At 63.8% G+C, this 25,907-nt stretch carries 24 protein-coding genes, 2 tRNA genes and 2 pseudogenes; 16 read left to right on the forward strand and 12 right to left on the reverse strand.

What is annotated here, in order from left to right; translation table 11 throughout:
* Positions 1–9 precede the first annotated feature (9 nt).
* A complete protein-coding gene (locus tag H2040_RS03570; RefSeq protein WP_027068124.1) occupies positions 10–570 on the forward strand; it encodes an HNH endonuclease in 561 nt (186 codons plus the stop codon).
* A 9-nt stretch (positions 571–579) separates the two neighbouring features.
* On the opposite strand, the gene H2040_RS03575 is transcribed toward H2040_RS03570, so the two are convergent.
* The 3 genes from H2040_RS03575 to H2040_RS03585 form a co-directional block, all read right to left on the reverse strand.
* Positions 580–1,152: a demethoxyubiquinone hydroxylase family protein gene (locus tag H2040_RS03575; RefSeq protein ID WP_022696317.1), complete on the reverse strand. Its 573-nt coding sequence runs from the start codon at positions 1,150–1,152 to the stop codon at positions 580–582.
* The gene (locus H2040_RS03580; protein WP_287154518.1) at positions 1,145–1,657 is read right to left on the reverse strand and encodes a disulfide bond formation protein B; all 513 of its coding nucleotides are present in this window, start codon (positions 1,655–1,657) and stop codon (positions 1,145–1,147) included. Before H2040_RS03580 ends, H2040_RS03575 begins: the two co-directional genes overlap by 8 nt.
* 78 nt (positions 1,658–1,735) lie before the next feature.
* Positions 1,736–2,347 (reverse strand): exopolysaccharide biosynthesis protein, encoded by a 612-nt coding sequence (locus H2040_RS03585; protein WP_287154520.1) that lies wholly within the window; start codon positions 2,345–2,347, stop codon positions 1,736–1,738.
* Positions 2,348–2,458: 111 nt separating this feature from the next.
* On the opposite strand from H2040_RS03585, the gene H2040_RS03590 reads away from it, so the two are divergent.
* From H2040_RS03590 to recQ, 13 genes and pseudogenes are all read left to right on the forward strand, one after another.
* Positions 2,459–2,545 (forward strand) — tRNA-Leu (locus H2040_RS03590).
* A gap of 1,716 nt (positions 2,546–4,261) precedes the next feature.
* Positions 4,262–4,615 carry a response regulator transcription factor gene (locus tag H2040_RS03595; protein ID WP_287154523.1) on the forward strand — a complete coding sequence of 118 codons (354 nt, stop codon included), beginning with the start codon at positions 4,262–4,264 and terminating at the stop codon, positions 4,613–4,615.
* Positions 4,616–4,659: 44 nt separating this feature from the next.
* Positions 4,660–6,114 carry an SLC13 family permease gene (locus tag H2040_RS03600; RefSeq protein WP_287154526.1) on the forward strand — a complete coding sequence of 485 codons (1,455 nt, stop codon included), beginning with the start codon at positions 4,660–4,662 and terminating at the stop codon, positions 6,112–6,114.
* A gap of 66 nt (positions 6,115–6,180) precedes the next feature.
* Positions 6,181–7,647 (forward strand): alkaline phosphatase, encoded by a 1,467-nt coding sequence (locus tag H2040_RS03605; protein ID WP_287154528.1) that lies wholly within the window; start codon positions 6,181–6,183, stop codon positions 7,645–7,647.
* Complete coding sequence (locus H2040_RS03610; protein ID WP_287154530.1) at positions 7,625–8,893, forward strand: glycerate kinase type-2 family protein; 1,269 nt, start codon at positions 7,625–7,627, stop codon at positions 8,891–8,893. Before H2040_RS03605 ends, H2040_RS03610 begins: the two co-directional genes overlap by 23 nt.
* A 192-nt stretch (positions 8,894–9,085) precedes the next feature.
* Entirely contained in the window at positions 9,086–9,805 is a 720-nt protein-coding gene (locus tag H2040_RS03615; protein ID WP_287154533.1) for a dienelactone hydrolase family protein, read from the forward strand.
* A 99-nt stretch (positions 9,806–9,904) separates the two neighbouring features.
* Complete coding sequence (locus tag H2040_RS03620) at positions 9,905–11,695, forward strand: long-chain-acyl-CoA synthetase (RefSeq protein WP_287154535.1); 1,791 nt, start codon at positions 9,905–9,907, stop codon at positions 11,693–11,695.
* A complete protein-coding gene (locus tag H2040_RS03625; protein ID WP_287154537.1) occupies positions 11,673–12,254 on the forward strand; it encodes a DUF924 family protein in 582 nt (193 codons plus the stop codon). The genes H2040_RS03620 and H2040_RS03625 overlap by 23 nt, the downstream gene beginning before the upstream one ends.
* 128 nt (positions 12,255–12,382) lie before the next feature.
* A complete protein-coding gene (locus H2040_RS03630) occupies positions 12,383–12,598 on the forward strand; it encodes a hypothetical protein (protein ID WP_022696354.1) in 216 nt (71 codons plus the stop codon).
* 26 nt (positions 12,599–12,624) lie between these two features.
* Positions 12,625–14,055 (forward strand): protein adenylyltransferase SelO family protein, encoded by a 1,431-nt coding sequence (locus tag H2040_RS03635; RefSeq protein WP_287154540.1) that lies wholly within the window; start codon positions 12,625–12,627, stop codon positions 14,053–14,055.
* Positions 14,048–14,464 (forward strand): alternative ribosome rescue aminoacyl-tRNA hydrolase ArfB, encoded by a 417-nt coding sequence (gene arfB, locus H2040_RS03640; protein WP_287154542.1) that lies wholly within the window; start codon positions 14,048–14,050, stop codon positions 14,462–14,464. Before H2040_RS03635 ends, arfB begins: the two co-directional genes overlap by 8 nt.
* 56 nt (positions 14,465–14,520) lie before the next feature.
* Positions 14,521–15,230: pseudogene (locus H2040_RS03645) on the forward strand (SDR family NAD(P)-dependent oxidoreductase).
* Positions 15,231–15,278: 48 nt separating this feature from the next.
* Positions 15,279–17,078 (forward strand): DNA helicase RecQ, encoded by a 1,800-nt coding sequence (recQ, locus tag H2040_RS03650; protein ID WP_287154546.1) that lies wholly within the window; start codon positions 15,279–15,281, stop codon positions 17,076–17,078.
* 424 nt (positions 17,079–17,502) lie between these two features.
* On the opposite strand, the gene H2040_RS03655 is transcribed toward recQ, so the two are convergent.
* Positions 17,503–19,320: a gamma-glutamyltransferase family protein gene (locus H2040_RS03655; RefSeq protein WP_287154548.1), complete on the reverse strand. Its 1,818-nt coding sequence runs from the start codon at positions 19,318–19,320 to the stop codon at positions 17,503–17,505.
* A gap of 129 nt (positions 19,321–19,449) precedes the next feature.
* Between H2040_RS03655 and H2040_RS03660 the strand changes: the two genes are divergently transcribed.
* A tRNA-Arg gene (locus H2040_RS03660) sits at positions 19,450–19,526 on the forward strand.
* 9 nt (positions 19,527–19,535) lie between these two features.
* Here H2040_RS03660 and H2040_RS03665 read toward each other — a convergent pair.
* On the reverse strand, positions 19,536–20,189 hold the full coding sequence (locus H2040_RS03665) for a 2-hydroxychromene-2-carboxylate isomerase (RefSeq protein WP_287154550.1): 654 nt from the start codon (positions 20,187–20,189) through the stop codon (positions 19,536–19,538).
* 52 nt (positions 20,190–20,241) lie between these two features.
* Here H2040_RS03665 and H2040_RS03670 point away from each other — a divergent pair, with 52 nt between their 5' ends.
* Positions 20,242–21,009 carry a thermonuclease family protein gene (locus H2040_RS03670; RefSeq protein ID WP_287154552.1) on the forward strand — a complete coding sequence of 256 codons (768 nt, stop codon included), beginning with the start codon at positions 20,242–20,244 and terminating at the stop codon, positions 21,007–21,009.
* Here the strand turns inward: H2040_RS03670 and H2040_RS03675 are convergent.
* From H2040_RS03675 to H2040_RS03705, 7 genes and pseudogenes are all read right to left on the reverse strand, one after another.
* Positions 21,006–21,893 carry an RNA polymerase factor sigma-32 gene (locus H2040_RS03675; protein ID WP_022696364.1) on the reverse strand — a complete coding sequence of 296 codons (888 nt, stop codon included), beginning with the start codon at positions 21,891–21,893 and terminating at the stop codon, positions 21,006–21,008. The genes H2040_RS03670 and H2040_RS03675 overlap by 4 nt on opposite strands.
* Positions 21,894–22,040: 147 nt before the next feature.
* Positions 22,041–22,574, reverse strand: coding sequence for a CarD family transcriptional regulator (locus H2040_RS03680; RefSeq protein WP_022696365.1), 534 nt, complete (start codon positions 22,572–22,574; stop codon positions 22,041–22,043).
* A gap of 275 nt (positions 22,575–22,849) precedes the next feature.
* Positions 22,850–23,191 carry a ferredoxin FdxA gene (gene fdxA / locus H2040_RS03685; RefSeq protein ID WP_022696366.1) on the reverse strand — a complete coding sequence of 114 codons (342 nt, stop codon included), beginning with the start codon at positions 23,189–23,191 and terminating at the stop codon, positions 22,850–22,852.
* Positions 23,192–23,300: 109 nt separating this feature from the next.
* On the reverse strand, positions 23,301–24,080 hold the full coding sequence (locus H2040_RS03690) for a hypothetical protein (protein WP_033310227.1): 780 nt from the start codon (positions 24,078–24,080) through the stop codon (positions 23,301–23,303).
* 133 nt (positions 24,081–24,213) lie between these two features.
* Entirely contained in the window at positions 24,214–24,660 is a 447-nt protein-coding gene (locus tag H2040_RS03695; protein WP_022696368.1) for a tellurite resistance TerB family protein, read from the reverse strand.
* Entirely contained in the window at positions 24,660–24,953 is a 294-nt protein-coding gene (locus tag H2040_RS03700) for an RNA-binding S4 domain-containing protein (protein WP_287154567.1), read from the reverse strand. Before H2040_RS03700 ends, H2040_RS03695 begins: the two co-directional genes overlap by 1 nt.
* Positions 24,953–25,907: pseudogene (locus H2040_RS03705) on the reverse strand (helicase-related protein); the annotation flags it as partial. The pseudogene H2040_RS03705 and the gene H2040_RS03700, both read right to left, overlap by 1 nt.

Below are 25,907 nucleotides of genomic sequence, written 5' to 3' on the forward strand. Positions count from 1 at the left end.
AGAAATCCGATGCGGGTGGTGACCCATCCCCCGCAAGGGTGGCCTTGCTTGGTTCTGAACGCGGACTTCCAGCCGCTCAGCTATTATCCCTTATCGCTGTGGCCGTGGCAGGAAGCCGTGAAGGCCGTATTCCTGCAACGCGTTCAGATCGTTCAGGAATACGATCACAAGATCCATTCCCCCTCTTTCGAAATGAACTTGCCCAGCGTGATCGCGCTGAAGGATTTCATTCCTCAGGACCGCCCGCCGGCCTTTACCCGCTTCAATGTGTTCCTGCGCGACAGTTTTGCCTGCGTCTATTGCGGGGATTCGGACGACCTGACATTCGACCACGTCGTGCCGCGCCGCCAGGGCGGGCGCACGACATGGGCGAACATCGTCGCGGCCTGCGCGCCCTGTAACCTCAAGAAGGGCGGGCGCACCCCGCGGGAGGCGCATATGTCGCTGAACCGCAAGCCGGACCGGCCCTCCATGCACCAGCTACAGGCGCAGGGGCGGAAATTCCCGCCGAACCACCTGCATGAAAGCTGGATGGACTATCTCTACTGGGATGTGGAGCTGCAGCCCTAGGCTCGCCGCTCAGACCTTTTTCGTGATCCCGATGGCCAGCTTGCAGCCCGTCTTGATGGCGTGGGAGAGCAGGGCATAGCCCGGCGCTTCCTTTGCGCCTTCCTCGACGGCCAGGTCGCGGTGCTCCAGCTCTTCTTCGCGGAACTTCGTGAAGGCGGCTTTCAGCTCCGGCTCCTCGTCCGCCGCGTCCAGTTCGTCAATCTGGTGCTGGTAGTGTTTCTCGATCACGTCCTCGACCGCCTCGGTGCAGGCGTGCGCGGCCTTTTCGCCCATCAGGGCGGTGACCGCGCCCAGCGTGAAGCCCGCGGCCTCCCATAGCGGGGCCATGGCGGTGGGGCGCACGCGGCGCTCGGCGATCAGCTTGTCGAACGCATCCAGATGGCCCTGTTCCTGCGCCGCCATCTCCTCGATCTGGCGGGAGATACGGCCCGTCTTCGGCGAGCGCGAGAATACCGCCTGCTGACCGCGATAGATGGCCACGGCGCCATATTCCCCGGCGTGATCGACGCGGATCATCTCCTCGACGCGCTTCTTCAGCCCGGACTGGCCGGGCGCTCTGGGCATGGGCTTGGGATCAGGCATGGGCGTTCCGTGTCACGGTTTCGATGCGGAAGACGGCAAGCACGCTCAGGCCCAGAAGGGCGAGCGAGATCAGGGCGTTGAACCCGGCCATGGAAATGCCCATCAGGCTCCATGGCGCTTCCGAACAGGACGGCGCGTCGGACGGGCCTTCCAGCGCGGCCAGGATGTCCGCCCCCGAAACGGCGCCGCCGCCAACGGCGGAGCACGCCGCCGGTCCCGGCCAGAAGCCGTACTCGACCCCGGCGTGATAGCCCGCGACCATGAAGGAGGTCAGGAAAACCGCGGCTAGCGCCACATTGGTCAGGCTGATGACCCGCCGGTCCGGCCAGCGCCAGATGGCGATCAGACCGGCCGCCGCAACCGCCAGCGCCGCCCAGTGGATTTCACGCTGGCGCAGGCAGAGCAGGCACGGATCATAACCCATCGCCTCAAACACATGCGCGCCGATCAGCAACAGCGCGCTGACGGAAAAAGCGATAACGGGCCAGAATTCAGGTCGGCTCAAACGGTCCATGGCGCAGAGACTAGTGCGCGCTCGCCTTAAACGGAATGGGTGCGTGACACCGCGCCGCGCCCCGGCGGCTCAGGCGCGCACCATCGCGATCAGGCTGTAGATCAGCGCCGGGCCGCCAATCAGCAGCAGCGCGATCCATGCCGCGCCCAGCAGCAGGCCGGCCAGAATCAGAAGCCCGTCCCGCGTCAGAAGCCCCAGAGAGGCGACCGCCACGCCAATGCCCGGCGTGGTGTTGGTCAGCGGCAGAGGCACAAGAACGGAGGCGCAGAACGCCACGAAGAAAACGCCGATCACGCGCTCCGCCGGGCCGCTGGACAGGAACAGCAGGCGCGGCGCGGCCAGTCTTTCGATCCAGCCAAACCATTTACGGCCGCCTTCCGCCATGCGCGTCAGATTGGCCTTGTCCATGCGCCGCTGCCGGAATTTCTCGGGCAGCCATGGTTCGGGCCGGCCCGCCGCCATCTGCGCGGCCAGCGCCATCATGGGCAGGGCGACCAGTTGCGGGATGACGTAGAGAAAGGGGATGCACACCGGCAGGGCCAGCGAAAACAGGATTACGCCGAAAGCGCGCTCGCCCAGGCTTTCAATGAACTCGCCCAGCGTCAGCCCGTCTTCAGGCGCGCGCTCCGCGATGACTTGCAGGGTGGCGATCAGGCCGCGCGACGGGGCTGTTTCGGTCATGATTTATCGGCTCCGGCGATTTGCCGGGCTGATTATCCGGTTTCGCGGGCCGCGTCCATTGATTGACCCTGCGGCGCCAGCCGGTATTTAAGCGGGGAAATTTTGTACCGGGCCCGGATGGCGGAATTGGTAGACGCAGCGGACTCAAAATCCGCCGGCCGCAAGGCCTTGCGAGTTCGAGTCTCGCTCCGGGCACCATTTTATTTCTGAAACCACCTGCGGCCGTTTCGGCGCAGTTTGATCAGTCGTCTCAATCGCGCCGGTATTCGTCTTATTGCCGAACACACAGATCATCGTGGCGGCGATATGGCTGGTCGCATTCCCACCTGTTACCGAAATAACCAATATGGGCGTTATCGGGCATTATGATCCGCTGGCATGCGGTGTTGTTTCGCTTGTAGCCACGCTCGCACTTCCACGGCGCGCCGTAAAATGAATCGTCGAGATAAGCGTTGTCTGGCACGTCAATAATAACGCACTCGTCTTGAAAAGCCGTGAAACCGCGCTCGCATGTCCATCCCGGGCCATGAGAATCGCCCGTCAGGTAAGCGTTTTTCGGAATCACAATAGAAGCGCATCCAGACCGCGTTTTCCGATAAGTTCTGCGACAGTCCCAATCTCGCCCCGATGAGGAGAGATAAGCGTTCTCAGGGATTATCACGGGCTTGCATTTTGATTTAATGGCCCGGAAGCCATGGTTGCATTCCCACCCCCGGCCATACGATTTGTTGACCGAATAGGAGTTATCGGGCGAGCCGGACTTACCGCACGTTTTGCCCTCAGCGCGTACGTCCGGAGAGCAGTCTTTTGTGTCATGAAGTTCAAGAAGGTCTGAGGAAGCCGGAGCTTCCCCAGCGGAGGCGCTGTTTGGCGTAGCCACCCAAACAATGGCTGCGGCCAAGACCAAAATTAGATTCTGCGCAATTGATGCAAAGGTCATGAGGGCGCCGCGCTCTTTGCGTGGCGTGTCGGCGCATGGCTAAAACCGCATGAAGTAGGATCAGGCAGAGGGGGAGCGTTCATGCCTTCATCTTCGGCGCGTAAAAGAGCTTGCCGATCTAGAGCGCGTTCTGAAAGCGTGATGTTGCACCTGCCGGACTGCCTTTGGGTTTTGTCGAGTTTGAGGGCGGTCACGAGATCTCTGGGGTCAATTTTGATATGTTTGAGTATACCGGTAAGGCCGTGCCCTTCGCAGACTCGCATCCATGTTGAAGACTGTCGCCCGTGTAACATTGAATTTGCATATCCGTTTACCTGCCTCTCAACGCTGTAATTTCCCGCCGGCAATTGTTCGGACAAACCGTTAAGGAAGAAAGGCTTGCGGAATCTCACTTGCCAGCTGTCTCGAACGCGTGTCATTGGGGTAACCCTTACAAGTTTACAGCGCGGTGGTAAGTGTGGAGGGGAAGTCCCCTCCACAATACGAATTACGACTTGCTCGCCGGTTCGTTTTTTTCATTAGGTTTCGCGGGGTCAGATTTATGTTCTGCGGGAGCGCCCTGCTTATCGGATTCTTTGTTTGAATCCTGCTCATTTTTTTTGGAAAGATTATTAAAAGACATAATATTATTCTTTCTTTGTGGGCATTAATTGCCCTTTTTAGCGCCGCTAATGGCTCATTCTCTTGAAATGGGTATTTATATTTAATTTACAACCCTTAGAGAAAATATTGTGTGTTTATTTTTCTTATAAAAAAATACGATTTATATTGTGTGTATACTTTTTATGGCTGGGCGTTTGATCTGTAAATAACATGTATAGTGGGGCGCAGATGACTTAAAGTCAGTCACATCTGCGTCTTGATATAGCGCTTGTCAGGTTAGGTGGGCATTTCTCTTGACGCAGGTTAATGACGCCGCGTCCGTCCTCGTCTAGCGAATATGCAGGGGACGCTTATTTTTTAGGGGATTTAATTTGACCGTTTCGCGCAAGCGAGTCCTCGTGGTCGAGGACGAACTTCTGATTGCCCTGCATTTGAAAGATATCCTGACGGAGATCGGGTTTGACGCTGACCTCGCGGAAAACGTCGCCGATGGTCTGCAACTGGTCGAAAACCACGATTTCGACATCGCGCTGCTGGACGTGAATGTTGAGGGCGCCTCCAGTTTCGAGATTGCAGACACGCTGATCGGGAAAAATGTCCCCTTGGTGTTCATCACAGGCTACCGTCCTGAAGGACTGAACGCCCGGTATGCGAACGCGACGATCGTGGAAAAGCCGTTCGACCCGGACGAGCTGGCAAACAAGGTGCGGGCGCTGACCTCTTAGCAGGTGCAGCTTGCCGCGTGTGTTGGCGCAATTAAGCTGCGCCCATGACCGCCCAAGCCAGCGATTCTCCCGCCGCGCGGGCGCCGCAACTGATCGGCCTGTTTCTCGGCCTCGCGCTCGCCCTCCTTCTCCAGTTCCTGCCGCCGCCCGAGGGGCTCTCCCGGGACGGCTGGGCCGTGGTCTCGCTGGCCGTATTGATGGCGGTGTGGTGGGCGACGGAGGCCATTCCCATTCCCGCCACGGCCCTGCTGCCCATGGCCGTGGCGCCTGTCGCCGGGATCGCGGCGGTCAATGACGTGTCAATGCAATATATGCGCTCGACAGTCTTCCTGCTGTTGGGCGGGTTCATCATCGCCATGGCGATCCAGCGCTGGAACCTGCACGCTCGCATCGCCCTGAATATCGTCGCCCGCTTCGGGGCGCGGCCCAAGGCGCTGATCTTCGGATTCATGCTGGCCGCGGCCTTGCTGTCCATGTGGATATCCAACACCGCCACCACGATCATGATGACGCCCATCGCGCTCAGCGTCGCCATGGCGGCGGGGCGCGAAAAGGCGGCCCTGCTGGCGCCGCCGCTGCTTCTTGGCCTGGCCTATGCCGCCAGCGTGGGCGGGCTGGGCACGCCGGTGGGGACGCCGACCAATCTTCTGGTCATCGGATGGTTGCAGGAGACAGGGCGGGACATCGGCTTTGCGCAATGGATGGGGCTGGGCGTGCCGGTGGTGGCGCTGATGGTGCCGGTGCTCTGGGTCGTGCTGACGCGGGTTTTCTCGCCGCCGGGCGCGCCGTCGCCGGAAGCCGCCGCGGCGGTGAAAACCGAATTGTCTGCGCTCGGCCCCATGCGGGCGCCGGAGCGGCGGGTGCTGATCCTGTTCGCTTTCATCGGGCTGGCCTGGATGACGCGCCAGTACGTGCTGACCAGCATTCCCGGCCTTGGCGGGCTGACCGATGCGGGGATCGCCATTATCGGCGCGCTGGCCTTCTTCCTGACGCCGTCGGGCGAGGGGCGGGGCGAGGCGTTGCTGGACTGGCGGACCGCGGAGCGCCTGCCCTGGGGCGTGGTGATCCTGTTCGGCGGCGGGATGAGCTTGGCCTGGCTGATCGAAACCAGCGGCCTGGCCGCGTGGCTGGGCGGCGAGATGTCCGCCGTCGGGGCGTGGCCGCTGATCCTGCTGATCCTGTCGCTGACCGCGCTGGTGATCTTCGCGACCGAGATGATGAGCAATATCGCCACCGTGTCGGCATTGATTCCGGTCTTTTCCGCGCTGTCCGCCGCGTCCGGCGCCGATCCGGTTCTGATCGCGGCCCCGGTCGCCATGGCGGCCAGTTGCGCCTTCATGCTGCCGGTCGCGACCGGGCCGAACGCGGTGGTGTTCGCCTCCGGCGAAATTCGCGTCCCGCAGATGGTGAAGGCCGGATTCTTCGGCAACATGGCCGGAATCGCCATCATCACGCTGCTGGCCTACTGGCTGACTCCGCTGCTTTTTGCAGGAGGCTGATTCCAAAGCGTCATAAACCCTTGTTAGCGAGGTCCGAACCCAACCCGACCGCATGGGAATCGACCAATGCTGACCACGCTTTTGCTTTCTGCCGCCATCGCCGCCCAACCCGCCGAGCCGCCGCAGGATTACGCCGCGGACGCGCGAGCGGCATTGACCGAGCATCTGGCCCGCACCCCGGTCACGGGCCGGGCGAAGAACGTGATCGTGTTCGTTGGCGACGGGATGAGCACTTCCACCGCCACCGCGGCGCGCATCCTCGACGGTCAATTGCGCGGCGTTGACGGCGAATCCAACGCGTTGTCGTTCGAGAAATTCCCTTATACGGGCCTGTCCAAAACCTATTCCCATGACTTCCAGGTCTCTGATTCCGCGGCCACCGCGACAGCCATCATGACCGGCTCCAAAACCCGCAGCGGCATGATCAATGTCACGCTGGACGCCCAGCCGTCCGACTGCGGACCGGATGCGCCGAACCGCCTGCAAAGCCTGGCTGAAATCGCCGAGACCGCAGGCAAGGCGACGGGCCTGGTTTCCACCGCCCGGATTACCCACGCGACCCCAGCGACGGTCTATGCCCACGTTCCGGAACGCGACTGGGAGTCGGATGACGACGTGCCGGAAGGCCTGCGCGAATCCTGCCCGGACATTGCGCGTCAGCTGATCGAATGGCCGGCCGGCGACGGTCTGGAACTGGCGATGGGCGGCGGCCGGGCCGGCTTCCTGCCCGAGGACATGGCCGACCCGGAACATGAGGGCGAATTCGGCAACCGGCTGGACGGCCGCGACCTGACGGCGGAATGGGTCGAAAAGGCTGGCGAAAATGGCGCCTATGTCTGGAATCGCGAGCAATTCGATGCGCTGGATGCTGCCGCCGCGCCGCGCGTTCTGGCCCTGTTCGAGCCAAGCCACATGCAATATGACGCCGACCGCGCGGACGATCCCGCCGGAGAGCCGTCCCTGTCGGAAATGACGGCCAAGGCGATAGATATTCTTTCCGCGGACGAAGACGGCTTCTTCCTGATGGTGGAGGGCGGACGCATCGACCACGCCCATCATGGCGGAAACGCCTATCGCGCCCTGACGGACGCCGTCGCGTTTTCAAAGGCGGTGGAAATGGCGCTGTCGAAAGTCGATCCGGCGGAGACGCTGATCGTGGTCACGGCCGATCATGGCCACACCCTGACGATTTCCGGCTATCCGGCGCGAGGCAATCCCATCCTCGGCCTCGCCGCAACGCCCGCCGCCCCCATCAAGGCGCAGGACGGCAAGCCCTATACCACGCTGGGCTACGCCAATGGTCCGGGCGCGGTTGACGGCGAACGCCCCGATTTGTCCGATGTCGATGTCCGGGACAAGGACTTCCGGCAACAGGCGCTGGTCCCCTCGGGCTCCGAAACCCATACTGGCGACGACGTTCCCATTTATGCAAAGGGGCCGTGGGCGCACTTGCTGACCGGCGTGGTGGAGCAGAACTATATTTTCCACGCCATGCGCCACGCCATGACGTATGAGGACAACGCTGCCGAGTAACGCCGCTTCGCTGGACCCCGGAGATCCGCGGGGGTTTCTGCGCAGCCTTCTGGCGATCGCGCTGGACGCGGTGAACCCGGCCGCCCGCATGGGCGATTGTCTGCCGGAACCGCCGAAGGGCCGCACGCTGGTTCTGGGCGCGGGCAAAGCCTCCGCCCTGATGGCCGAGGCGCTGGAGGCCCTGTGGCCGGGCAAGCTGTCGGGCGAGGTCGTCGTGCCCGATGGCTATGAGCGGCCGCTCCGCCGCATACGCGTCGAGACGGCCGGGCATCCGGTTCCCGACGCGCGCAGCGCCGCCGCGGCGCGGCGGGCGCTGGCTCAGGCCGCAGAGCTCGGCTCTGACGATCTCCTGATTGCCCTGATTTCCGGCGGCGGCTCGGCGCTCTGGTGCGCGCCGCGGGGCGTAGCCCGGGAAGAAAAGGCGGACTTGCTGAACGCCCTGATGTCGGCGGGCGCGCCGATCGGCGATCTGAACGCGGTGCGCGGCGCCTTGTCTGACATCAAGGCGGGGGGCCTGGCGCGGGCGGCCTTTCCCGCTCGCCTTGCAACCTTCGTGATTTCGGACGTGCCCGGAGATGATCCGGCGCTGGTCGCTTCCGGCCCGACCGTGCCGGGACCGGCGCGGGACCCGGCGGCGATTTTACAGCGGTGGAATGTGCCGCCGCCGGCGCGATGGCCGGCGCAGGCGGAGGGCGAGGCGGCGCGTGGCCCGGTGCGCCTTATCGGATCGGCGCGCGAGGCGCTGGCCGCGGCGTCGCGGGCAGCGGAGCGCGCCGGCGTCAATGTTGAAATACTGGGCGAGGCGATTGAGGGCGACGCGGAAACGGTCGCCCGCGATCACGCCCGCAAAATCCGCGCGATTCCGGCGGCCGAGGGCCCGTTATTATTGCTCTCGGGCGGCGAGGTGACAGCGCCCGCGCCCGCCGGGAGCGGGCGGGGCGGGCCCAATACGCATTACGCGCTTGCCCTGGCGCTGGCGCTGGACCGCGCCCCCGGAATATTCGCCCTTGCGGCGGATACGGACGGGCTGGATGGCCGGGCGGAAGGGGCGGGCGCCTATGTCGGTCCGGCGACGCTGCCGCGCGCGGTCGAGGCCGGACTGGACCCCGCCGCCATGTTGGCGGGATTCGACAGTGCAAGTCTTTTTGACGACCTCGGGGACAAAATTATTACTGGCCCAACGGGCGTGAATGTCACGGATTTCCGCGCTATTCTTTTGAATCAGAGATTTATTAACCGAGATTAATCCTTGCGGTTATGTTCAATTTTGTTAAAGTCCGTTCAGACCACGGGCATTCCCGTCGTCGGTTAGCGACTTTTCTTTTCCGGCCCCGCTTCGCGCGGGGCCGTTTTTTTCTGACAGCTTGCCGGTGGAACGCGCCGCCCGCGCACGCCATTATTATCCTCGAACTTATAACCGCGAGGAGGCGACGCCGAGATGACCATCCAGACCGAAACCGTCGATTACGAACATCAGGGAACGGCGTTGCAGGGCTTCAAGGCCTGGGACGATTCCGTGCCCGGTCCGCGCCCCGCCGTTCTGGTCTCCCACGCATGGGCCGGCCGGGGCGAATTCGAGAATGAGCGCGCCCGGGACCTGGCGGAGCTGGGCTATACCGGCTTTGCGCTGGATCTCTATGGCAAGGGCGTTCTGGGTTCCAGCGTTGAGGAAAACCAGAAGCTGATGGGCCCATTCCTGGAAGATCGCGCCATGCTTCAGGATCGCCTGAAAACGGCGCTGGACCTTGTGCGCGGCATGCCGGACGTGGACCAGAACCATGTCGCGGCCATCGGCTTCTGCTTTGGCGGCCTGTGCATTCTGGATATCGCCCGCACTGGGGAGGACGTCGACGGCGTCATCAGCTTCCACGGCCTGTTCAACGCGCCGGAGGTCGGCAAGGCCGACCGGATCAAGGCGAAGGTTCTGGCACTGCATGGCTGGGACGACCCGATGGCGGAGCCGGATTCGGTGGTTGGTTTCGCAAAGGAAATGAGCGAGGCGCAAGCGGACTGGCGGCTGCACGCCTATGGCGGCACCATGCACGCTTTCACAAATCCCAACGCCAACGACCCGGATCTCGGCACGGTCTATAACGAGAAGTCGGCGGATCTGGCCTGGAAGGCGATGCGCGATTTTCTCTCTGAATGTTTTGCCTGAGGCATAAAGGCGCGGGGTGCGCGGCGTCATTTCATTGACGGTTAAACGGCCCCCGATAAGTTCTGTCTGTGGCGATATCTTCCGGGAAATGAGGAAATAATGGGTCTGTTCGGCGCGGTCTCCCGCGAGGTCAAATACATCACCAGCCTGGCGCGCATTCTCAAGCGGGTCAGCAAGGTGCAGGGCGATCCGGACTTGCTGACCGTCGACCAGATCGAGGAGTCCGTGGACCGGCACGCCGACCGTCCGGCCCTGATGGAAGACGATACGGTCTGGACCTATGCGGAGATGGACGCCTATGCGAACCGCGTCGCCCACTGGGCCGTGGCGCAGGGCCTGAAGCCCGGCGATACGGTCGCGATCTATATGCAGAACCGGATCGAATACTTTCCGATCTGGTACGGGCTTTCCAAGGTCGGCGTGGTCGGCGCGCTGCTGAACAATCAGCTGTTCGGGTCGTCGCTGGCCCACACGATCACGATCGCCGAGGCCAGACACATCATCGTGGATGTGGACCTGCAGGACAATTTCGAGTCCGCGCGCGGCGAACTGAAAGACATGCCGACCGACTGGTTCGCATGCGGGGCTTGCCCGGGCCGCAGCTTTGAAGAGGCGCTGGAAGGCCAGCCGGATGACCGCCCCGCGCGCGACCGCAGGGCGGGCGAAAAGGCGGCAGACACCTGTCTGAAAATGTTTACCAGCGGCACCACGGGGCTGCCCAAGGTTGCCCGTATGACCCATACGCGGGTCCTGACCTACATGAACACGTTCGCCGTCGCCTCCCGGTCCAATGACGAAGACCGGGTGATGATGGTCCTGCCGCTCTATCACGCCACGGGCGGGCTGTGCGGCGTCGGGACGGCGATCATGGCGGGCGGCGCGGTCATTGTTCGCCGCCGTTTCTCCGCCTCAAGCTTCTGGGACGAGGCGATCCGCTACAAGGCGACGATCCTGATGTATGTGGGCGAGCTGTGCCGCTTCCTGATGGCGCAGGACTCCACCCCGAAAGAACGTGAGCACCAGATACGCTGCGCCATCGGAAACGGCCTTCGCCCCGATGTCTGGACGCGTTTCGTCAAGCGCACCGGCATCGAATTCATCGTGGAATTCTATGGCGCGACCGAGGGCAATGTGGCGCTGTTGAATGTTGGCGGCCAGCCCGGCTCCATCGGCCGCGTCGCGCCCTATCTCAAGAGCCGCTTCAATATCGAACTGATCCGCCACGATGTCGAAACCAGCGAACCGGTCCGCAACGCGGAAGGCCACGCCATCGTAGTTGAGCCGGACGAGGTCGGCGAGGCGATTGGCGAGATCAAGCCGGGCGATCCGCGCTACCGCTTCGATGGCTACGCCAACAAGGAAGAGACGGAGAAGAAGATCCTTCGCGACGTGTTCGAGACCGGCGACGCCTGGTTCCGCACGGGCGATCTGATGAAGCGCGACAAGCTGGGCAATTATTATTTCATCGACCGGATCGGCGACACTTACCGCTGGATGGCCGAGAACGTCGCCACCAGCGAGGTGGAGGAAGCGATCGGCGTTCTGGACAGCGTCGAGCAGGCCGTTGTGTATGGCGTGAAGGTTCCCGGCTATGACGGCCGCGCCGGCATGGCGGCGATCACGACCGGCGATGATTTCGACCTCGATTCCCTGATGCTCCGCCTGAAGGAAGACCTGCCGGCCTATGCGCGCCCCATCTTCCTGCGCCTGCGGACGGAGCCGGACACGACCGGCACGTTCAAATACCGCAAGAAGGATTTGAAGGAAGACGGCTTCGATCCGGTGAAAGTGGGCGAGCCTCTCTTCTATCTTGATCCGGAAACCGGGCGGTACGAGCCGCTGGACGGGCCGGCCTACGAGGCGATCAATGGCGGCAATCTCCGCTTCTGACCTGACATCCATTGCGGCGTTCTGGCGGTCGGCGGGGCCGCAGGCCTGGTTTCTGTCCGATCCGGTGTTCGACGCGGAAATCGCAATCCGGTTTGGCGACCGGATCCTGGCGGCCGTGACGGCGCTTCAGGCGGGTCCGCATCTGGGGGAAGATGACGCCGAGGCGGCGCTGGGTCTGTGCATCCTGATGGACCAGTTCCCGCGCAATATCTATCGCGGCCTCGCGCTGAGCTGGAAACATGACCCGCTGGCGCTGGCCGCCGCCCGCCGCATTGTCGGCGCGAACCGGGATCTGGAGATAGAGGGGCCGGTCCGGCAGTTTTTCTATACGCCCTTCATGCACGCCGAAGACGCGGAAACGCAGGCCGAAAGCGTGATGCTTTACGCAGAACGGCTGGGCGATGAGAACAATTCCCGTCATGCCCGCGCCCATCTGAACATCATTGAAAAATTCGGCCGCTTTCCGACCCGCAACGCCGTGCTGGGCCGCGCTTTGACCGGGGCCGAGCGCCGCTGGCTGGCCGAGGAGGGCTATGGGGCGGAACTGAACGCCGCATAGGGTGTTTCCTGCCCGGCAAATCCGTCCGCGTCATACTTAATTTCAAATAATTTCAATAGCTTGGCTCTGGCATTCCGTTTGCTCCGCTATCTGGCAAAACTGACCTTCCAACCGGAGCCTGACCCCAGATGTCCCAGATCACCGCTGAAGACCTCACCCAGATCGCCCATCTTCTTGTCGACCGCCACGGCGCGCAGGCCTGCATTTACGCCACCCAGGCGGTGGAGGAGATGGAGGATCTGGGCGACGAGCCGCGCGCCGAGGCGTGGCGCGCGCTGCGGGCGGTGATTGTGGACGCGATCGAAGGCCGTCTCGACCGCCGGGCCGGGAAAAGCTTGCACTGAGCCGTGCGGGCGGCCATGTCCGCCCCATGAGCGATATTGTCTCCGATTATCGGCCCGACCCGCGCATTCTGGAGCTGGGGGAGGGCTTTCATGACGAAGTGAAGCCGGCCGTCTTCCCGGAGGAGCGGCTGCGCTTTCGCAATGACCGCTGGGCGCGGCACGTCGGGCTGGGCGACCAGACCGACGATGAATGGCGCGCGCATTTCGCGCGTTTCGAGCCGCTTGAGGGTAATCTGGGCCAGCCGCTGGCGCTGCGTTATCACGGCCACCAGTTCCGGCATTACAATCCCGATATCGGCGACGGACGGGGCTTTCTTTACGCGCAAGTGCGCGATGACCGGGACCGGCTTCTGGACCTGGCCACCAAGGGATCGGGCCAGACGCCGTATTCGCGCAGCGGCGATGGACGCCTGACGCTGCAGGGCGGTGTGCGGGAAGTGCTGGCGGCGCAAAGGCTGGAGGCGCTGGGCGTGGAAACATCCAAGCCGTTCGCGCTCTACGAGACGGGCGAGGAATTGGTCCGGCATGACGAGCCCTCGCCGGCGCGTTCCGCCGTGCTGACCCGGCTGGGCTGGAGCCATATCCGCATCGGCACATTCCAGCGCCATGCGTTTGAGGAATCTCCAGAGCGCATTCAGGCCCTGCTGGATCACTGCATCAGCGCCTATTATCCCGAGCTGGAAGGCCGGAAAGGCGATGACCGCGCCGCGGGGTTTCTTGAAAATGTGGTTCGCCGCAGCGCGCGCCTGACGGCGCAATGGATGGCCGCAGGGTTCGTCCATGGCGTTCTGAACACCGATAATCTCAACGTCACGGGCGAAAGCTTCGATTACGGTCCCTGGCGCTTCCTGCCCTATTATGAGCCCGGTTTCACCGCCGCCTATTTCGACGAAAGCGGGTTGTACGCCTATGCACGGCAGCCGGATTCGGTGTTCTGGACGATGCAGCAGCTGGCGGCCTGCCTCAGCGCTATCGTCGAAGATACGAAACCGCTGGTCGAGGCGTTGAACGTCTTCCCCGACGCCTATCAGGACGAAACCCGCGCCGCCTTCCTGAAGCGTCTGGGCGTGCTGAGCGCTGGCGCAGAGGCCGATACGAAACTGCTTCAGTCCCTGCTGGCCTTCCTGCGCGAGAGCCAGGCGCCGTGGGAGCGGTTTTTCTATGACTGGTATTGCGGCAAGGAATCCGAACGCCGCGCCGCCGAAAGCCCGGAAGCGGCGCGCTATCAGGGCGAGGCGTTCGATGCGTTCCGCGCGCAACTGGATAATCACGCCGCCGAGGACCGGGATCGCCTCAAACATATCTATTTCAAACGCGGCCATCCCTGCACGCTGGTCTACGAAGACCACGCCGCGCTGTGGGCGAAAATCGCCGGGGACGATGACTGGTCGGGCTTCGAGGAAATGCTGGCGGACACGGAGCTGATGCGGCGGGCGTTGGCGGGCGAACATGATTGAACCCGCCCCGCATATCCGCATTAACGAGTCGGAGATCGAGGAGTCGTTCGTTCGCGCTTCCGGTCCCGGCGGGCAGAACGTCAACAAGGTCGAGACGGCGGTGCAGCTGCGTTTCGACGCGAAAGGCTCCGACTCCATTCCGGCCCCGGTATTTGCGCGCCTGCGACGGATCGCGGGCAAGCGGATGACCAAGGATGGCGTGCTGGTGATCACCGCCCGCACGCATCGCACACAGGCGCGAAACCGCGCTGACGCGCTGGCCCGGCTGAACGATCTGGTCGCCCGCGCCGCGGAGCCGCCCAAGAAGCGCAAGCGCACCGGGGTTACTCCGTCCCAGAAACGGAAACGGCTGGATGCGAAGAAGCAGCACGCCCACAAGAAATCCCTGCGCGGCAAGCCGGACATATAGCGGGCAAACGCCTTGCCGGGGCGGGCCCGCGCCATAGTTCTGCTTGCATGGCAGGCATGAGTCTTTCTTCTTTTCCCAGAGGCGGCGTGGCCGTGGTGGTCGGCGCGAGCGGCGGCATCGGTCGCGCTTTTTCCGCCGCCCTTGAAGCGTCTCCGGCGTTCGATCAGGTGATCGCGCTGAGCCGCTCCGGCGAAGCGAAACTGGATCTGACCGATCCCGCCAGTATTGAACGCGCCGCGGCCGGACTGGCCGAAAGCGGCGCGGATATCCGCCTGATCGTCGACGCCACGGGCTTTCTGCATGATGAAGCGTTCGCCCCGGAGAAAAGCTGGAGCGAGATTGATCTCGCCCATATGGAAAAGGCGTTCGCGATCAACGCGTTTGGCCCCGCGCTTCTCATCAGGCACATACTTCCCCTGTTGCCGAAGGAAGGAAAATCCGTGTTCGCCAGCCTGTCGGCCAAGGTTGGCAGCATCGGCGATAACAGGATTGGCGGCTGGTACAGCTATCGCGCCTCCAAGGCGGCGCTGAACCAGTTCGTGAAGACCGCGTCTGTCGAATTGAAACGGCGGAACAGGGCGGCGGTGATCGCGGCGCTGCATCCGGGCACGGTGGACACGAAACTGTCCCAGCCGTTCGCCAAATCGGGCCTGAACGTGCGGGAGCCGGAACCGCGGCTGCGGACCTGCTGATGGTGATTGATGCGCTGCGCCCGGAACAGTCCGGCGGTTTCTTCGATTATCGCGGCGAGGAACTGCCCTGGTGACGCTTTGGCGCTTTGCCTCGCGGGCCGCGCGCCGCTAGACGCGAGAGCATGCGTGACCCTGAATCGATTCTTCATGAGGTGTTCGGCTTCGCGGGCTTCCGGCCCGGTCAAGAAGAGATCGTGCGCGCCGTCCTGCGCGGCGAGGATGTTCTGGCCGTCATGCCGACGGGCGGGGGCAAGTCGCTCTGCTATCAATTGCCGGCGCTGGCGCGCGGCGGGCTGACCGTTGTTGTCTCCCCGCTGATTGCGCTTATGCGCGACCAGGTGGCCGCGCTGCGCGCCTATGGGGTGGAAGCCGGGGCGCTGAACTCTGCCAATGAGCCCGAAGAGAATGAGCGCATATCGGATGCGCTGAACGATGGCTCGCTGCGGCTGCTCTATGTGTCGCCGGAGCGTCTGGCCGGGCCGGGGACGCAGGCGCGGCTGGCCAAATGCGGAGTCGGCCTGCTGGCGATTGACGAGGCGCATTGCGTTTCCGAATGGGGGCATGATTTCCGGCCCGAATACGCGGCGCTGGGCGATGCGCGGACCGCGATCGAGGCCAATCAGGTGATGGCGCTGACCGCCACGGCCGATGCGGCGACGCGGGACGATGTTGCGGCCAAGTTGTTTTCCCGGCCGCCGAAGATTTTCGTGCAGGGGTTCGACCGGCCCAATCTGCGGCTGGCGATGTCCCCCAAGCAGAACGCGACGAAGCAGATACTGGATCTGGCCGGCCGGCACCGGGGGGAGAGCGGGATCGTCTATTGTTCCTCCCGCAAGCAGACCGAGACGATTGCCGGGGCGCTGCGCGGCGCCGGGGTGCGGGCGCTGCCCTATCACGCCGGTCTGGACGCCGCCGAACGCAGCGAAAACCAGGACGCCTTCGTGCGCGAGGACGCGGTGGTGATGGCCGCGACCGTGGCGTTCGGCATGGGCGTGGACAAGCCGGACGTGCGTTTCGTGGCTCATGCGGCGCTGCCCAAGACCATCGAGGCCTATTATCAGGAGATCGGGCGCGCGGGCCGTGACGGCCTGCCCGCTGACACGCTGACGCTGTATGGCTGGGGCGATATCAAGCTGCGCCAGAGCCAGATCGACGAGAGCGGCGCCTCCGAGGACAAGAAGCGGCTGGAGCGCCAGAAGCTGAACGCGCTGCTGGCGCTGGCCGAGGCGCCGGAATGCCGCCGCCAGACGCTGCTGGCCTATTTCGGCGATACGCTGGAAGAGCCTTGCGGCCACTGCGATCTTTGCGAGAGCGAGGCCGGGTCCTTCGACGGGACGATTGAGGCGCAGAAAATCCTGTCGGCGATCTACCGCACCGGTCAGCGGTTCGGCGCGGCCCACATCGCCGACGTTCTGACGGGCAAGGACACGGATGCGGCGCGGCGCTGGAACCACGATGCGATCCCCACTTTCGGCGCCGGTTCGGACCGGCCGAAAACGCAATGGATGGGCCTGATCCGGCAGGTTTACGCGGCCGGTCTGGCCGAAATGGATATCGGCGAATATGGCGGCCTGCGCCTGACCGCGAAGGGCGCGGCGGTGTTGCGCGGCGAACGGACCGTGCGTCTGCGCGAAGAACGGCTGCGCGCGAAACCCGCCCGCCAGCGGACGGTCAGCGCCGCCTCGCCCGAGCTTTCCAGCCGCGACGGCGAATTGTTCGAGGCGCTGCGCGGGCTTCGCGCCGAACTGGCGCGGGAGGCCAATGTGCCGGCCTATGTGGTGTTCGCCGACCGCACCCTGATCGAAATGGCCGCCGAGCGCCCGACCTCTCTGGCCGCCATGGGCCGCATACACGGCGTTGGCGGCAAGAAGCTGGAACGCTACGGCGCGGCGTTTCTCGAAGTGATTGAAGCGGCAGGGTAGGGTCGTCCTTTTTCAAGTCCCTTCTCCCCTATGGAGGGGAGAAGGTGCCCGAAGGGCGGATGAGGGGAGGCGTTGAAGGGCGCGCTCTATCTTGCGAGCCGCCCCCTCACCCTTTCGCACGGCCAATCAAAGATTGGGCGCTCAAGCCCTCTCCCCCTCGCGGGGGCGAGGGGACTTTTTCTACCCTCCGCCACTCTCAACCGTCATCCTCCGGCTTGACCGGAGGACCCAGGGAACGTCGGGCGCAAAGACTTCAACTGGGTCCTCCGATCTCCGCTTCGCTCCGTCGGAGGATGACGGGTGGGTTGATGTCTTCGGTTACGCATTTGGCTCCACGGCCCGGTGGCCGCAGAGGTTAGGGAAGTAAGAAACAGGCGAACTCCGGAGAGCGCTAACTTCCCCGAGAAACTCCACCTTTTATCCCTTAATAGCCGATGGCGATGCCGTCTTTGCGCATCTCGGTGGCGCCGGTATAGACGCCGGTTTCGAGGTCGCGCGTGATGGCCTGATAGCCGCCGAACATGAGGCCGTCGGAGACGATCTCGACATTGTGGCCCATGGCGCGGAGGCGCTCGACGGTAGCGTCCGGAATGCCTGCTTCCAGGTGGAGCGTGCCGAGCGGGTCGCCGTCGATGGAGGTGGTGGAGCTGCCGCCGCTGTGATTGAGGCGGGCGGCGTCGCCGGCGGCCTGAAGGTTCATGCCGTAATCGACGAGATTGACCATGATCTGGGCGTGACCCTGCGGCTGCATGGCGCCGCCCATCAGGCCGAAGCTCATCCAGGGCTGGCCGTCCTTCATGGCGAAGGCCGGGATGATGGTGTGGAAGGGGCGTTTGCCCGGCTCATAGACATTGGGATGGCCGTCTTCGAGGCTGAACAGCTCGCCCCGGTCCTGCAGCATGAAGCCGAGACCGTCCGGCACGAGGCCCGAACCCATGCCGCGATAATTGGACTGGATCAGGGAGACCATCATGCCCGAGGAATCGGCGACGGTGAGATAGGTGGTGTCGCCGTCGCTCTCCAGCTTCGGCTCGATGACCGGCGGTTCGCCATGGGTGAATTCGGCGGCCGCTTTTTCGGGGTCGATCAGGGCGAAGCGTTCCTGTCCGTAAGCGTCCGACAGCAGCCAGTCGAGGGGGGCGGGGGAGAAATCCGGATCGGCGTAGAAACGGGCGACATCCTCGAACGCCAGGCGCTTGGCCTCGGTGATGTAGTGGATGACTTCGGGGGAACCGCGCTCCCACTGCGAGAGATCGACATTCTTCAGTATGTTCATCATCTGAAGCGCGGCGAAGCCCTGGCCGTTGGGCGGCAGTTCGCACAGCGCATAGCCATCGCGATAATCGATGCAGCCGGGCTCGACCCATTCGCTCTCATGCGCGGCAAAGTCTTCATAAGACAGGTCGCCGCCGATGCGCTTCATATAGGCGTCGATCATGCGGGCGATCTCGCCCTCATAAAAAGCCTCGCGGCCGCCCTCTGCAATCAGGGAGAACGTATTGCCGAGATCAGGATTGGAGAAGATTTCGCCGGCCTCGGGCGCGCCGCCCTCGAAATAGGTCGCGCGCGCATTGTCGAACTCCTCCATCATGGGGAGGTTCTGTTCAAACCGGGCGAGATTGTACTGCATGTAAAAGGCGATGACGGGGGAGACGGGGAAACCGTCATTGGCGTAGCCGATGGCCGGGGCCAGAACTTCGTTCATTTCCAGCTTGCCGAAGCGGTCATGCATCTCGAACCAGGCGTCGACCGTGCCGGGGACGGTAACGGGCAGGGAGCCGAGCGGCGGGATGCCGTTGCCTTCACCGACGATCGCGGCGGCTTCCGCGCGCATTTCTTCGATGTCGCGGCCCAGCGCGGCGCGGCCCGAGCCATTGAGGCCATAGAGCCTTTCGGTCTCCGGATCCCAGATGATGGCGAACAGATCGCCGCCGATGCCGTTGCCGGTCGGCTCCATCAGGCCGATCGCCGCGTTCGCCGCGATGGCGGCGTCGACGGCCGAGCCGCCGCGCTTGAGAATGTCGATGGCGACCTGGCTGGCCAGCGGCTGCGCCGTGGCGGCCATGCCGTGTTCGGCGATGACCGGGCTGCGCGACCATGCCGGGCCCACGGGGCGCCCGCCGCCGCCGATGGCGGCGGTTTCCGGTGCGGCCTCCGTTTCGGCCGGTTGCGCGGCGGCCGGGGCGGCGAACATGGAAACGGACAGCGCGGCGATACACGCGGCGGCGAAACGGACAGTCATTGGCGAACCCCCATCAGGAACGGCGTTTGTATTCTTACAGGCATGGTAGAGGCGCGGCGGGCGAATGCAAAAGCGGCGTTTCGTCCCTATGGCCCGCCTCGCGCGCCGCTGTTATAGGCATCGCCATGCGACCCCGTAGCTCAGGAGGATAGAGCACGGGATTCCTAATCCCGGGGCCGCTGGTTCGAATCCAGCCGGGGTCGCCACGTTTTCTATTATTCCCGCTCTTTCATCCCCTTCTGGCGCAGGCGCCACATCAGGACGGGGATGCGGTCCTGGCCGAAGAAGGGCTCGCCGTCATAGACCATAGTGGGGACGCCCCAGTGGCCGGCGGCGTCCAGCGCCTTCTGGTTGTCGGATATCAGGATATCGAAACGGTCCGGGTGGGCGGTGACGCGCTTTTCCAGTTCTTCGAGGTCGAGGCCCGCGCGGGCGGCGGCGTCGGCCAGGGCGTCATCCTGCGTCCAGGGCTGGCCCGACCAGATCAGGCTTGAGACTTCATCGATGAAGGAGAGGCCGCGGCCCATCTCGGCCGCAGCCGCGCCAAGGCGGGAGAGGCGGTGGATATGGGGCTGGTCGGCCATGGGTTGGGCGGTGGCCGGGTCTATGGCGACCGGGTCGGGGTCGGGCATGGCCATGGGCAGGCCCAGCATCTCCGCCAGACGTGGAACATCGGTGAGCGTATAGGCCATCCAGACCGGATTGATGTTTTTCGCGTAGAGGTCCGGGTCGCGCACGGCGATAGGCAGGACGATGCGCGGCAGGATGTCGAAATCCCAGCGCCGGCGCAGCGGGGCGAGCTGTTTCACAGCCAGATAGGAATAGGGGCTGCGGAAGGACCAGTAGAGGTCGATTGTGAATTGGCCCATTTTCGCGTTGCCCTCTTGCGCGCCTGTCGCGGTCCGGCTGATTGTGCGCCCCATGACCCGCCGACTTCAAGCCGTCCTTTTGCCGATCTGCCTGCTTGCGATTGCGGCCTGCGGCGCCGCGGACGCGGCGTGGCAGGCGGCGGAAACCGGGCGCGTGACATCGGTGGAAAGCCCGGTGACGCTGAAGCTCGAGACCGGGCTGACCGTGCGGCTGGCGGGTGTGGCCGCCCCGGAAGAGCTGGCGGAGCGCGAGACCAGCCGGGCGGCGCTGGAGGCGCTGGCGGAGGGCGAAACGGTTTTGTTGCGCGAGGGCGGGCCGGCGCGGGACCGTTACGGGCGGGCCGTGGCGCAGCTTTATATCGCGGGAGAACCGGAACGCTGGGCGCAGGGGGAAATGGTGCGCGGGGGCTGGCTGCTGGCGGAGTCCGTGGCCGGGGATTCCGGCGATGCGCGGGCCTTGCAGGCGGTGGAAGCGGAGGCGCGGCGCGCCGGGCGCGGGCACTGGGGGAACGGCGCATTCATAGTGCGGGCGCCGGATACGAACGGGCTGGCGCAACATCTGGATACATTCCAGATCGTCGAGGGGATCGTGGTGGAAACCGCCGAAGTGCGCGAATGGACCTATCTGAATTTTGGACTGGATTACCGCACCGATTTTACCGTGGCGATCCATGAGGACTCGCTGGCGCGGTTCGAGGGGACGGGCATTGACCCCGCGGCGCTGTCAGGCGCGCGCCTGCGCGTGCGCGGCTGGGTGGAGCCGCGCAACGGGCCTATGATCACCGTGGACCATCCCGAACAGATCGAGATTTTGGACTAGGCGGCCGGGATCAAGCCGGATTCGCGCGGATCGGCCTCTTCGGTCAGGGCTTTCTTGAGTTTGGAGAAGGCCTGCGCCTCGATCTGGCGGACCCGTTCCTTGGAAAGATTCAGGATATCGCCCAGCTTGGCTAGGGTCGCGCCGTCCTCGTTCAGGCGGCGTTTGGCGATGATGAAGCGTTCGCGCTCGTTCAGGGCGCGCTCCATGGCCGAGCGCAGGCGGTCATTGCGCCAGACGGAGTCATGAACCGACATATAGGTGTCTTCGGGACTCTCATTGTCGTCGACCAGAAAATCCTGCCGCGCCGCGTCGCCGTCCTCGCCGCCCAGCGGGGCGTTCAGGGACGGATCGGCGCCGGACAGCCGGCCGGCCATCAACTCCACATCGTCCTCGCTGACGCCCAGCTCTTTCGCGATTTTCGCGCGGGAGGCGCTGGAAAGCAGCTCATCCGTGTCGCCAATCTGGGCGCGCAGACGGCGCAGATTGAAAAACAGCGATTTATGGGCGGAGGTCGTGCCGGTGCGGACAATGGACCAGTTGCGCAGAACATAGTCCTGAATAGAAGCCCGCACCCACCATGATGCGTAAGTGGAGAAACGCACGCCGCGGTCCGGGTCGAACCGCTCGGCCGCCTGCATAAGGCCGACCGCGCCCTCCTGGACGAGGTCGCCATAGGGCAGGCCATATTGCTTGAATTTCGCGGCGATGGCCGCGACCAGCCGCATATAGGCGCCGGTGAGCTTGTGCAGGGCTTTTTCGTCCGCGCTCTCTTTCCATGATCGCGCCAGAGCCAGTTCTTCATCCGCCTCCAGCATCGGCGTGTTCATTGCCTTGCGGATCATCCGGCGGTCGGGATCTGCGGTACGCGTCGCGGTGGAAGCCATGGCGCTCTCGTCGCTGCGGTCATCTGTTTCAGATGTGTTTACGCGCGGGAGGGGGCGCCGGTTCACTTTTCAGCCATAATTAAAAACGCCCGGCGCAGTGGCCGGGCGTTTTTCATAAATATGCGTAGTGCCTGAAGGCGCTGTATTTTACGCGGCGGCGTTGGCTTCCGCGCGCTTGGCCAGCGTCTTGGTCAGCTTTTCCTGCGCCTTGTCGTGGTTGATTTCCTCAACCGCGGCGACTTCGCGAACCATGCGGTCCAGCGCGGATTCATAGAGCTGACGCTCGGAATAGGATTGCTCCGGCTGGTCGTCGCCGCGATGCAGGTCGCGCACGACCTCGGCAATGGAAATCAGATCGCCCGAATTGATCTTGGCTTCATATTCCTGGGCGCGGCGGGACCACATGGTCCGTTTCACGCGCGCCTTGCCCTTGAGCGTTTTCATGGCCTCTGTGACGACCTTGGTGTTCGAAAGCGGGCGCATGCCCACCTGCGTCGCCTTGTTCGTCGGAACGCGAAGGATCAGCTTGTCCTGCTCGAACGAGATCACATAGACCTCGATATCGAAACCGGCCACGGTCTGTTTTTCCCGGCCGGTGATCACGCCCACGCCGTGCGAGGGATAGACGATGTGCTGTCCCTCATCGAACTTGTTATCGTTGTCGGCTGTTTTCTTGCTCATAAAACTCTCTTATGCACCAAGCCCCATAGCCCGTTTGCCGGGCGGCTCTGACCGAGATGGCGCGCCGAAGCGTCAAGCATTGCGGCGTAAAATGGGTCGCAATTCTGTTTCGTTCGGAAGCTGCCAAGACGAAACGCCCCGCGTTGCGAGACCAAATTGGGTCAGATGCGGGGCGAACATCCGGGGACTATATCACAAAAACGATAAAAAACAATCCGTTCCCGCAATGCGGAAAGGTTCAAGTAAAGCCGCAGGACGTGACTTGAGGGGCGAGACTAGTCGCCGGTTCCGGGCTTTTCAGAGAACAAACGCTCGTATTTTCCGGTTTCGGTATCGAACTTCTCGGCGTCTTCGGGCGGGTCTTTCCGCACGGTGATGTTCGGCCATTTATTGGCGTAGACCGTGTTGACCTCCAGCCACTTGTTGTCCGGGTCGTCCTCGGTGTCGGGCTTGATCGCCTCGACGGGGCATTCCGGCTCGCACACGCCGCAATCGATGCACTCGTCCGGATGGATGACCAGCATGTTCTCGCCCTCATAGAAGCAGTCGACGGGGCAGACTTCGACACAGTCGGTATATTTGCAGCGAATGCAGGCGTCAGTGACGATATAGGTCATCGGAAAACTTCAGGTTTTTGGCGGTTCTCGGGCGCGTATTGCACTTGTAGCGGCGCGCCGTGTTTGTCAACGGCGCGCCATGCCAAGCATCAGCAAGGGGCTTGAGCGGCTAGTTGCGCACTTTCGGCTTCATGAGGCGGGAGGGACGCTGCGCCTCGGCGCTCTTGAACAGGGAGAAGGTCTGGTTGGCGTAGTTCACCGCGCCGGAGATCAGCTCGATATAGTCCGCCAGATCGGGGGTCTTCTCCACCTCGACCATCTGGATCGGGCGTTCGGGGGCGTTCGTCTCGAACATGCAGTAGAACAGCGGTTCGCCGCGCTTGAGGATCAGGTCCTGCGTGGTGTCGTGCCATTCGAAGGCCCACATCAACGGGCGCGGCCAGACATGGATGGGGAAGCGGCCGCCGAAAATCGTGCCCGGCAATTGCTGGCGGCGGTAATGAAGAAAGGCGGAAGTCTGGGTCATCCAGACCGGCTCGTCCGCAATGAAGACGTAAGGGAGCTTCAGCTGGATGGTCGGACGCGCCGGATAGCGCCATTCGACCTCCCGCACGAGATGGACATATTCGTTCAGCTTGGACGGACGGATTGCGGAGGCTTCCCCGTTCACGCTGGCGATCCGCGGCTTGCCGTCCTGCGAGCGGCCAAAGCGCAGATGGATGTCGTAAGGGCATTTCACCGCGAAATAGCGGCTTTCCAGATTCAGAACGGCCGGGCAGCGGGAGGCGGACTTCGCGTGCCGCTTGCTCATCTCCGGCGAGCGCACGCGCTCCGGCGGGTCATAGATCACCGCGCCCTTGCGCTCGGACAGCAACCAGCCGACCTGGACCGGCCCGCTGCGCGGCGCGTCAACGTCGCGGGGGGCGTACTGGATGGCGATATTGAGCATGTCGTCGCCGGCGATGGCGTCGGATTCGAGGATTTCCTCGCCAATTTCCTGTTCGCCCGTCTGTTCGGAAGTCTTATCCGTCATGGAATGTTCGGCCTTTGCTGAATCTTCTCTGCACCGAGGGCGTCCGCCCTCAGGCGTCCGCCTCGTCCTCGGCGCGTTTGCGGGCCAGGACCCGCGCCCGGTCTTCAACCGCCAGCAGCGGCGCCACGCGGCGAATGAATGAATCTTCCTCTGCGGCGCGCTCGCCATCGGCGAAAACCACGGACCAGAGATGTTCGACGAGTTTTTCGCGTTTTTCCAGCGGAAGATTTTCCTTCACGATTTTCGTGAAGCGGTAATGGTCCACGGCCTCTTCGGCCAGATCCTCGCCTTCGCTCAGAACGGCCTCGGCCTCCGCCTCTTCCAGATCGAACGCCTCTTTGAGGATCTGCTTGATTCGCTCGGCCTCCATGTGCGCGTAGATGCCGTCGGCCAGCGCCGCTTCGACCAGAAGGGCGGTTGCGGCGACGTGCGGCGACAGCTCGTCCTCATTGGCGGCTCTGGATTTGCCTCCGAACAGGGATTTGAGAACGTCCATCACGACTTATCTGCCTCCACGGTGTCATAGAGCGTTTGCGCCTCTGCCGGCGGTCCGCGGCGGTCGCCCAGACGGGCGATCCGCACGCACATGATCCCGCCATTCCGCGCGAACGTCAAAATGTCTCCGGGCCGCACTACAGCAGAAGGCCGCGCGAGTCTTCTGGCATGTTCTCCGTCGCCGCAACGCACACGTCCGTCGCGCACGAATTTCGAGGCGAGCGAACGGGATTTGAAAAAACGCGCGCGCCACAGCCAGACATCCACGCGGACGGTTTTCTCCGCCGGCTCCATCAGGATTTATCGGCCTTTCGCCTGGGCGCGCGTGATTTTCGTCGCGGCGCGGGCCGGGCGGGCTTGAGCTGTGAAAGGGCGGCGAACGGCGAATCCGCAGGCGGCCTGGGCGCCGGTTTCGCCTTGCGCGGCTTGGCGGCGCGGCGCCGCCAGAGTTCGGGCAGGGTCTCGCCCGCCTCGGTTTCGGAGGGCTTTCGCGCCACCGCGTGGCCCAGCGATTTCACCACGCCGCGCAGATCCTCGACCGAACAGCCAAGGACCGAGGTCATGGCCGGGGTCAGTTCAAAGCCGGGCTGATTTTTCGCCGCCTCGCGCGCTTTCGCCAGTTCCGCGCCCAGCGCCTCCAGACTATCCAGCCGGATGGCGCGCGGCCCACAGCGGCGGAAGCCGGCCGCCGCCACGGTTTGGGCGGGCAGGTCAGCGCGGGCGGGAACGGAGGTGAGTCCCGGCGCTGGCAGGAAATGACGGCTTTCCGGGTCCCCGGCCTGCGTCAGCAGGGCGAGCAGGCGCGCGGGTTCGGGCTTCAGTAAGGCCGGAACGAACAGGCTGAACCGGCCGATGCGCACGCCGGCGGCGCGCAGGGCGCGGCGTTCGGACCCGGACAGTTGCGCGATTTCGGAGGCGGCGCTGCGGCGGTCCAGCGCGCCTAAATTTTCGCGGAGGCGGAATGTCAGACCGCGCGCCAGGCCGGTGACGCGTTCCTCTTTCATCGCCGTGTCCAGCGCATGAAGCGGGGCGAGCACGCGGGCGATTTCGCCGTGCAGCCAGGTTTCCAGCCGCCGCCGGGCGCGCTCCTGCGCCGGGTTCGAGCCCAGCTCTCCGCCGGTCAGGCGCGCCGATGGTTGAAGAATATCCGAACCGGGGGCGAGCTGGCCGACGGGGGCGTCTTTCCAGAACAGGCGTCCGGCCTCGTCCATCGTGATGGCGTCCGGTTTTGCGCGGGCCAGTTCGCCC

Origin of the sequence: Euryhalocaulis sp., from assembly GCF_013911995.1 — a bacterium.
GTDB classification, from domain to species: domain Bacteria; phylum Pseudomonadota; class Alphaproteobacteria; order Caulobacterales; family Maricaulaceae; genus Euryhalocaulis; species Euryhalocaulis caribicus.

Bases quoted from the DNA above. Each gene is read 5' to 3' on its own strand.
- H2040_RS03570 (WP_027068124.1), top strand. From the start codon at position 10: ATGCGGGTGGTGACCCATCCCCCGCAAGGGTGGCCTTGCTTGGTTCTG.
- H2040_RS03575 (WP_022696317.1), bottom strand. From the start codon at position 1,152: ATGCCTGATCCCAAGCCCATGCCCAGAGCGCCCGGCCAGTCCGGGCTG.
- H2040_RS03585 (WP_287154520.1), bottom strand. From the start codon at position 2,347: ATGACCGAAACAGCCCCGTCGCGCGGCCTGATCGCCACCCTGCAAGTC.
- H2040_RS03600 (WP_287154526.1), top strand. From the start codon at position 4,660: ATGACCGCCCAAGCCAGCGATTCTCCCGCCGCGCGGGCGCCGCAACTG.
- H2040_RS03605 (WP_287154528.1), top strand. From the start codon at position 6,181: ATGCTGACCACGCTTTTGCTTTCTGCCGCCATCGCCGCCCAACCCGCC.
- H2040_RS03610 (WP_287154530.1), top strand. From the start codon at position 7,625: ATGAGGACAACGCTGCCGAGTAACGCCGCTTCGCTGGACCCCGGAGAT.
- H2040_RS03615 (WP_287154533.1), top strand. From the start codon at position 9,086: ATGACCATCCAGACCGAAACCGTCGATTACGAACATCAGGGAACGGCG.
- H2040_RS03620 (WP_287154535.1), top strand. From the start codon at position 9,905: ATGGGTCTGTTCGGCGCGGTCTCCCGCGAGGTCAAATACATCACCAGC.
- H2040_RS03625 (WP_287154537.1), top strand. From the start codon at position 11,673: ATGGCGGCAATCTCCGCTTCTGACCTGACATCCATTGCGGCGTTCTGG.
- H2040_RS03630 (WP_022696354.1), top strand. From the start codon at position 12,383: ATGTCCCAGATCACCGCTGAAGACCTCACCCAGATCGCCCATCTTCTT.
- H2040_RS03635 (WP_287154540.1), top strand. From the start codon at position 12,625: ATGAGCGATATTGTCTCCGATTATCGGCCCGACCCGCGCATTCTGGAG.
- arfB (WP_287154542.1), top strand. From the start codon at position 14,048: ATGATTGAACCCGCCCCGCATATCCGCATTAACGAGTCGGAGATCGAG.
- recQ (WP_287154546.1), top strand. From the start codon at position 15,279: ATGCGTGACCCTGAATCGATTCTTCATGAGGTGTTCGGCTTCGCGGGC.
- H2040_RS03655 (WP_287154548.1), bottom strand. From the start codon at position 19,320: ATGACTGTCCGTTTCGCCGCCGCGTGTATCGCCGCGCTGTCCGTTTCC.
- H2040_RS03665 (WP_287154550.1), bottom strand. From the start codon at position 20,189: ATGGGCCAATTCACAATCGACCTCTACTGGTCCTTCCGCAGCCCCTAT.
- H2040_RS03670 (WP_287154552.1), top strand. From the start codon at position 20,242: ATGACCCGCCGACTTCAAGCCGTCCTTTTGCCGATCTGCCTGCTTGCG.
- H2040_RS03675 (WP_022696364.1), bottom strand. From the start codon at position 21,893: ATGGCTTCCACCGCGACGCGTACCGCAGATCCCGACCGCCGGATGATC.
- H2040_RS03680 (WP_022696365.1), bottom strand. From the start codon at position 22,574: ATGAGCAAGAAAACAGCCGACAACGATAACAAGTTCGATGAGGGACAG.
- fdxA (WP_022696366.1), bottom strand. From the start codon at position 23,191: ATGACCTATATCGTCACTGACGCCTGCATTCGCTGCAAATATACCGAC.
- H2040_RS03690 (WP_033310227.1), bottom strand. From the start codon at position 24,080: ATGCTCAATATCGCCATCCAGTACGCCCCCCGCGACGTTGACGCGCCG.
- H2040_RS03695 (WP_022696368.1), bottom strand. From the start codon at position 24,660: ATGGACGTTCTCAAATCCCTGTTCGGAGGCAAATCCAGAGCCGCCAAT.
- H2040_RS03700 (WP_287154567.1), bottom strand. From the start codon at position 24,953: ATGGAGCCGGCGGAGAAAACCGTCCGCGTGGATGTCTGGCTGTGGCGC.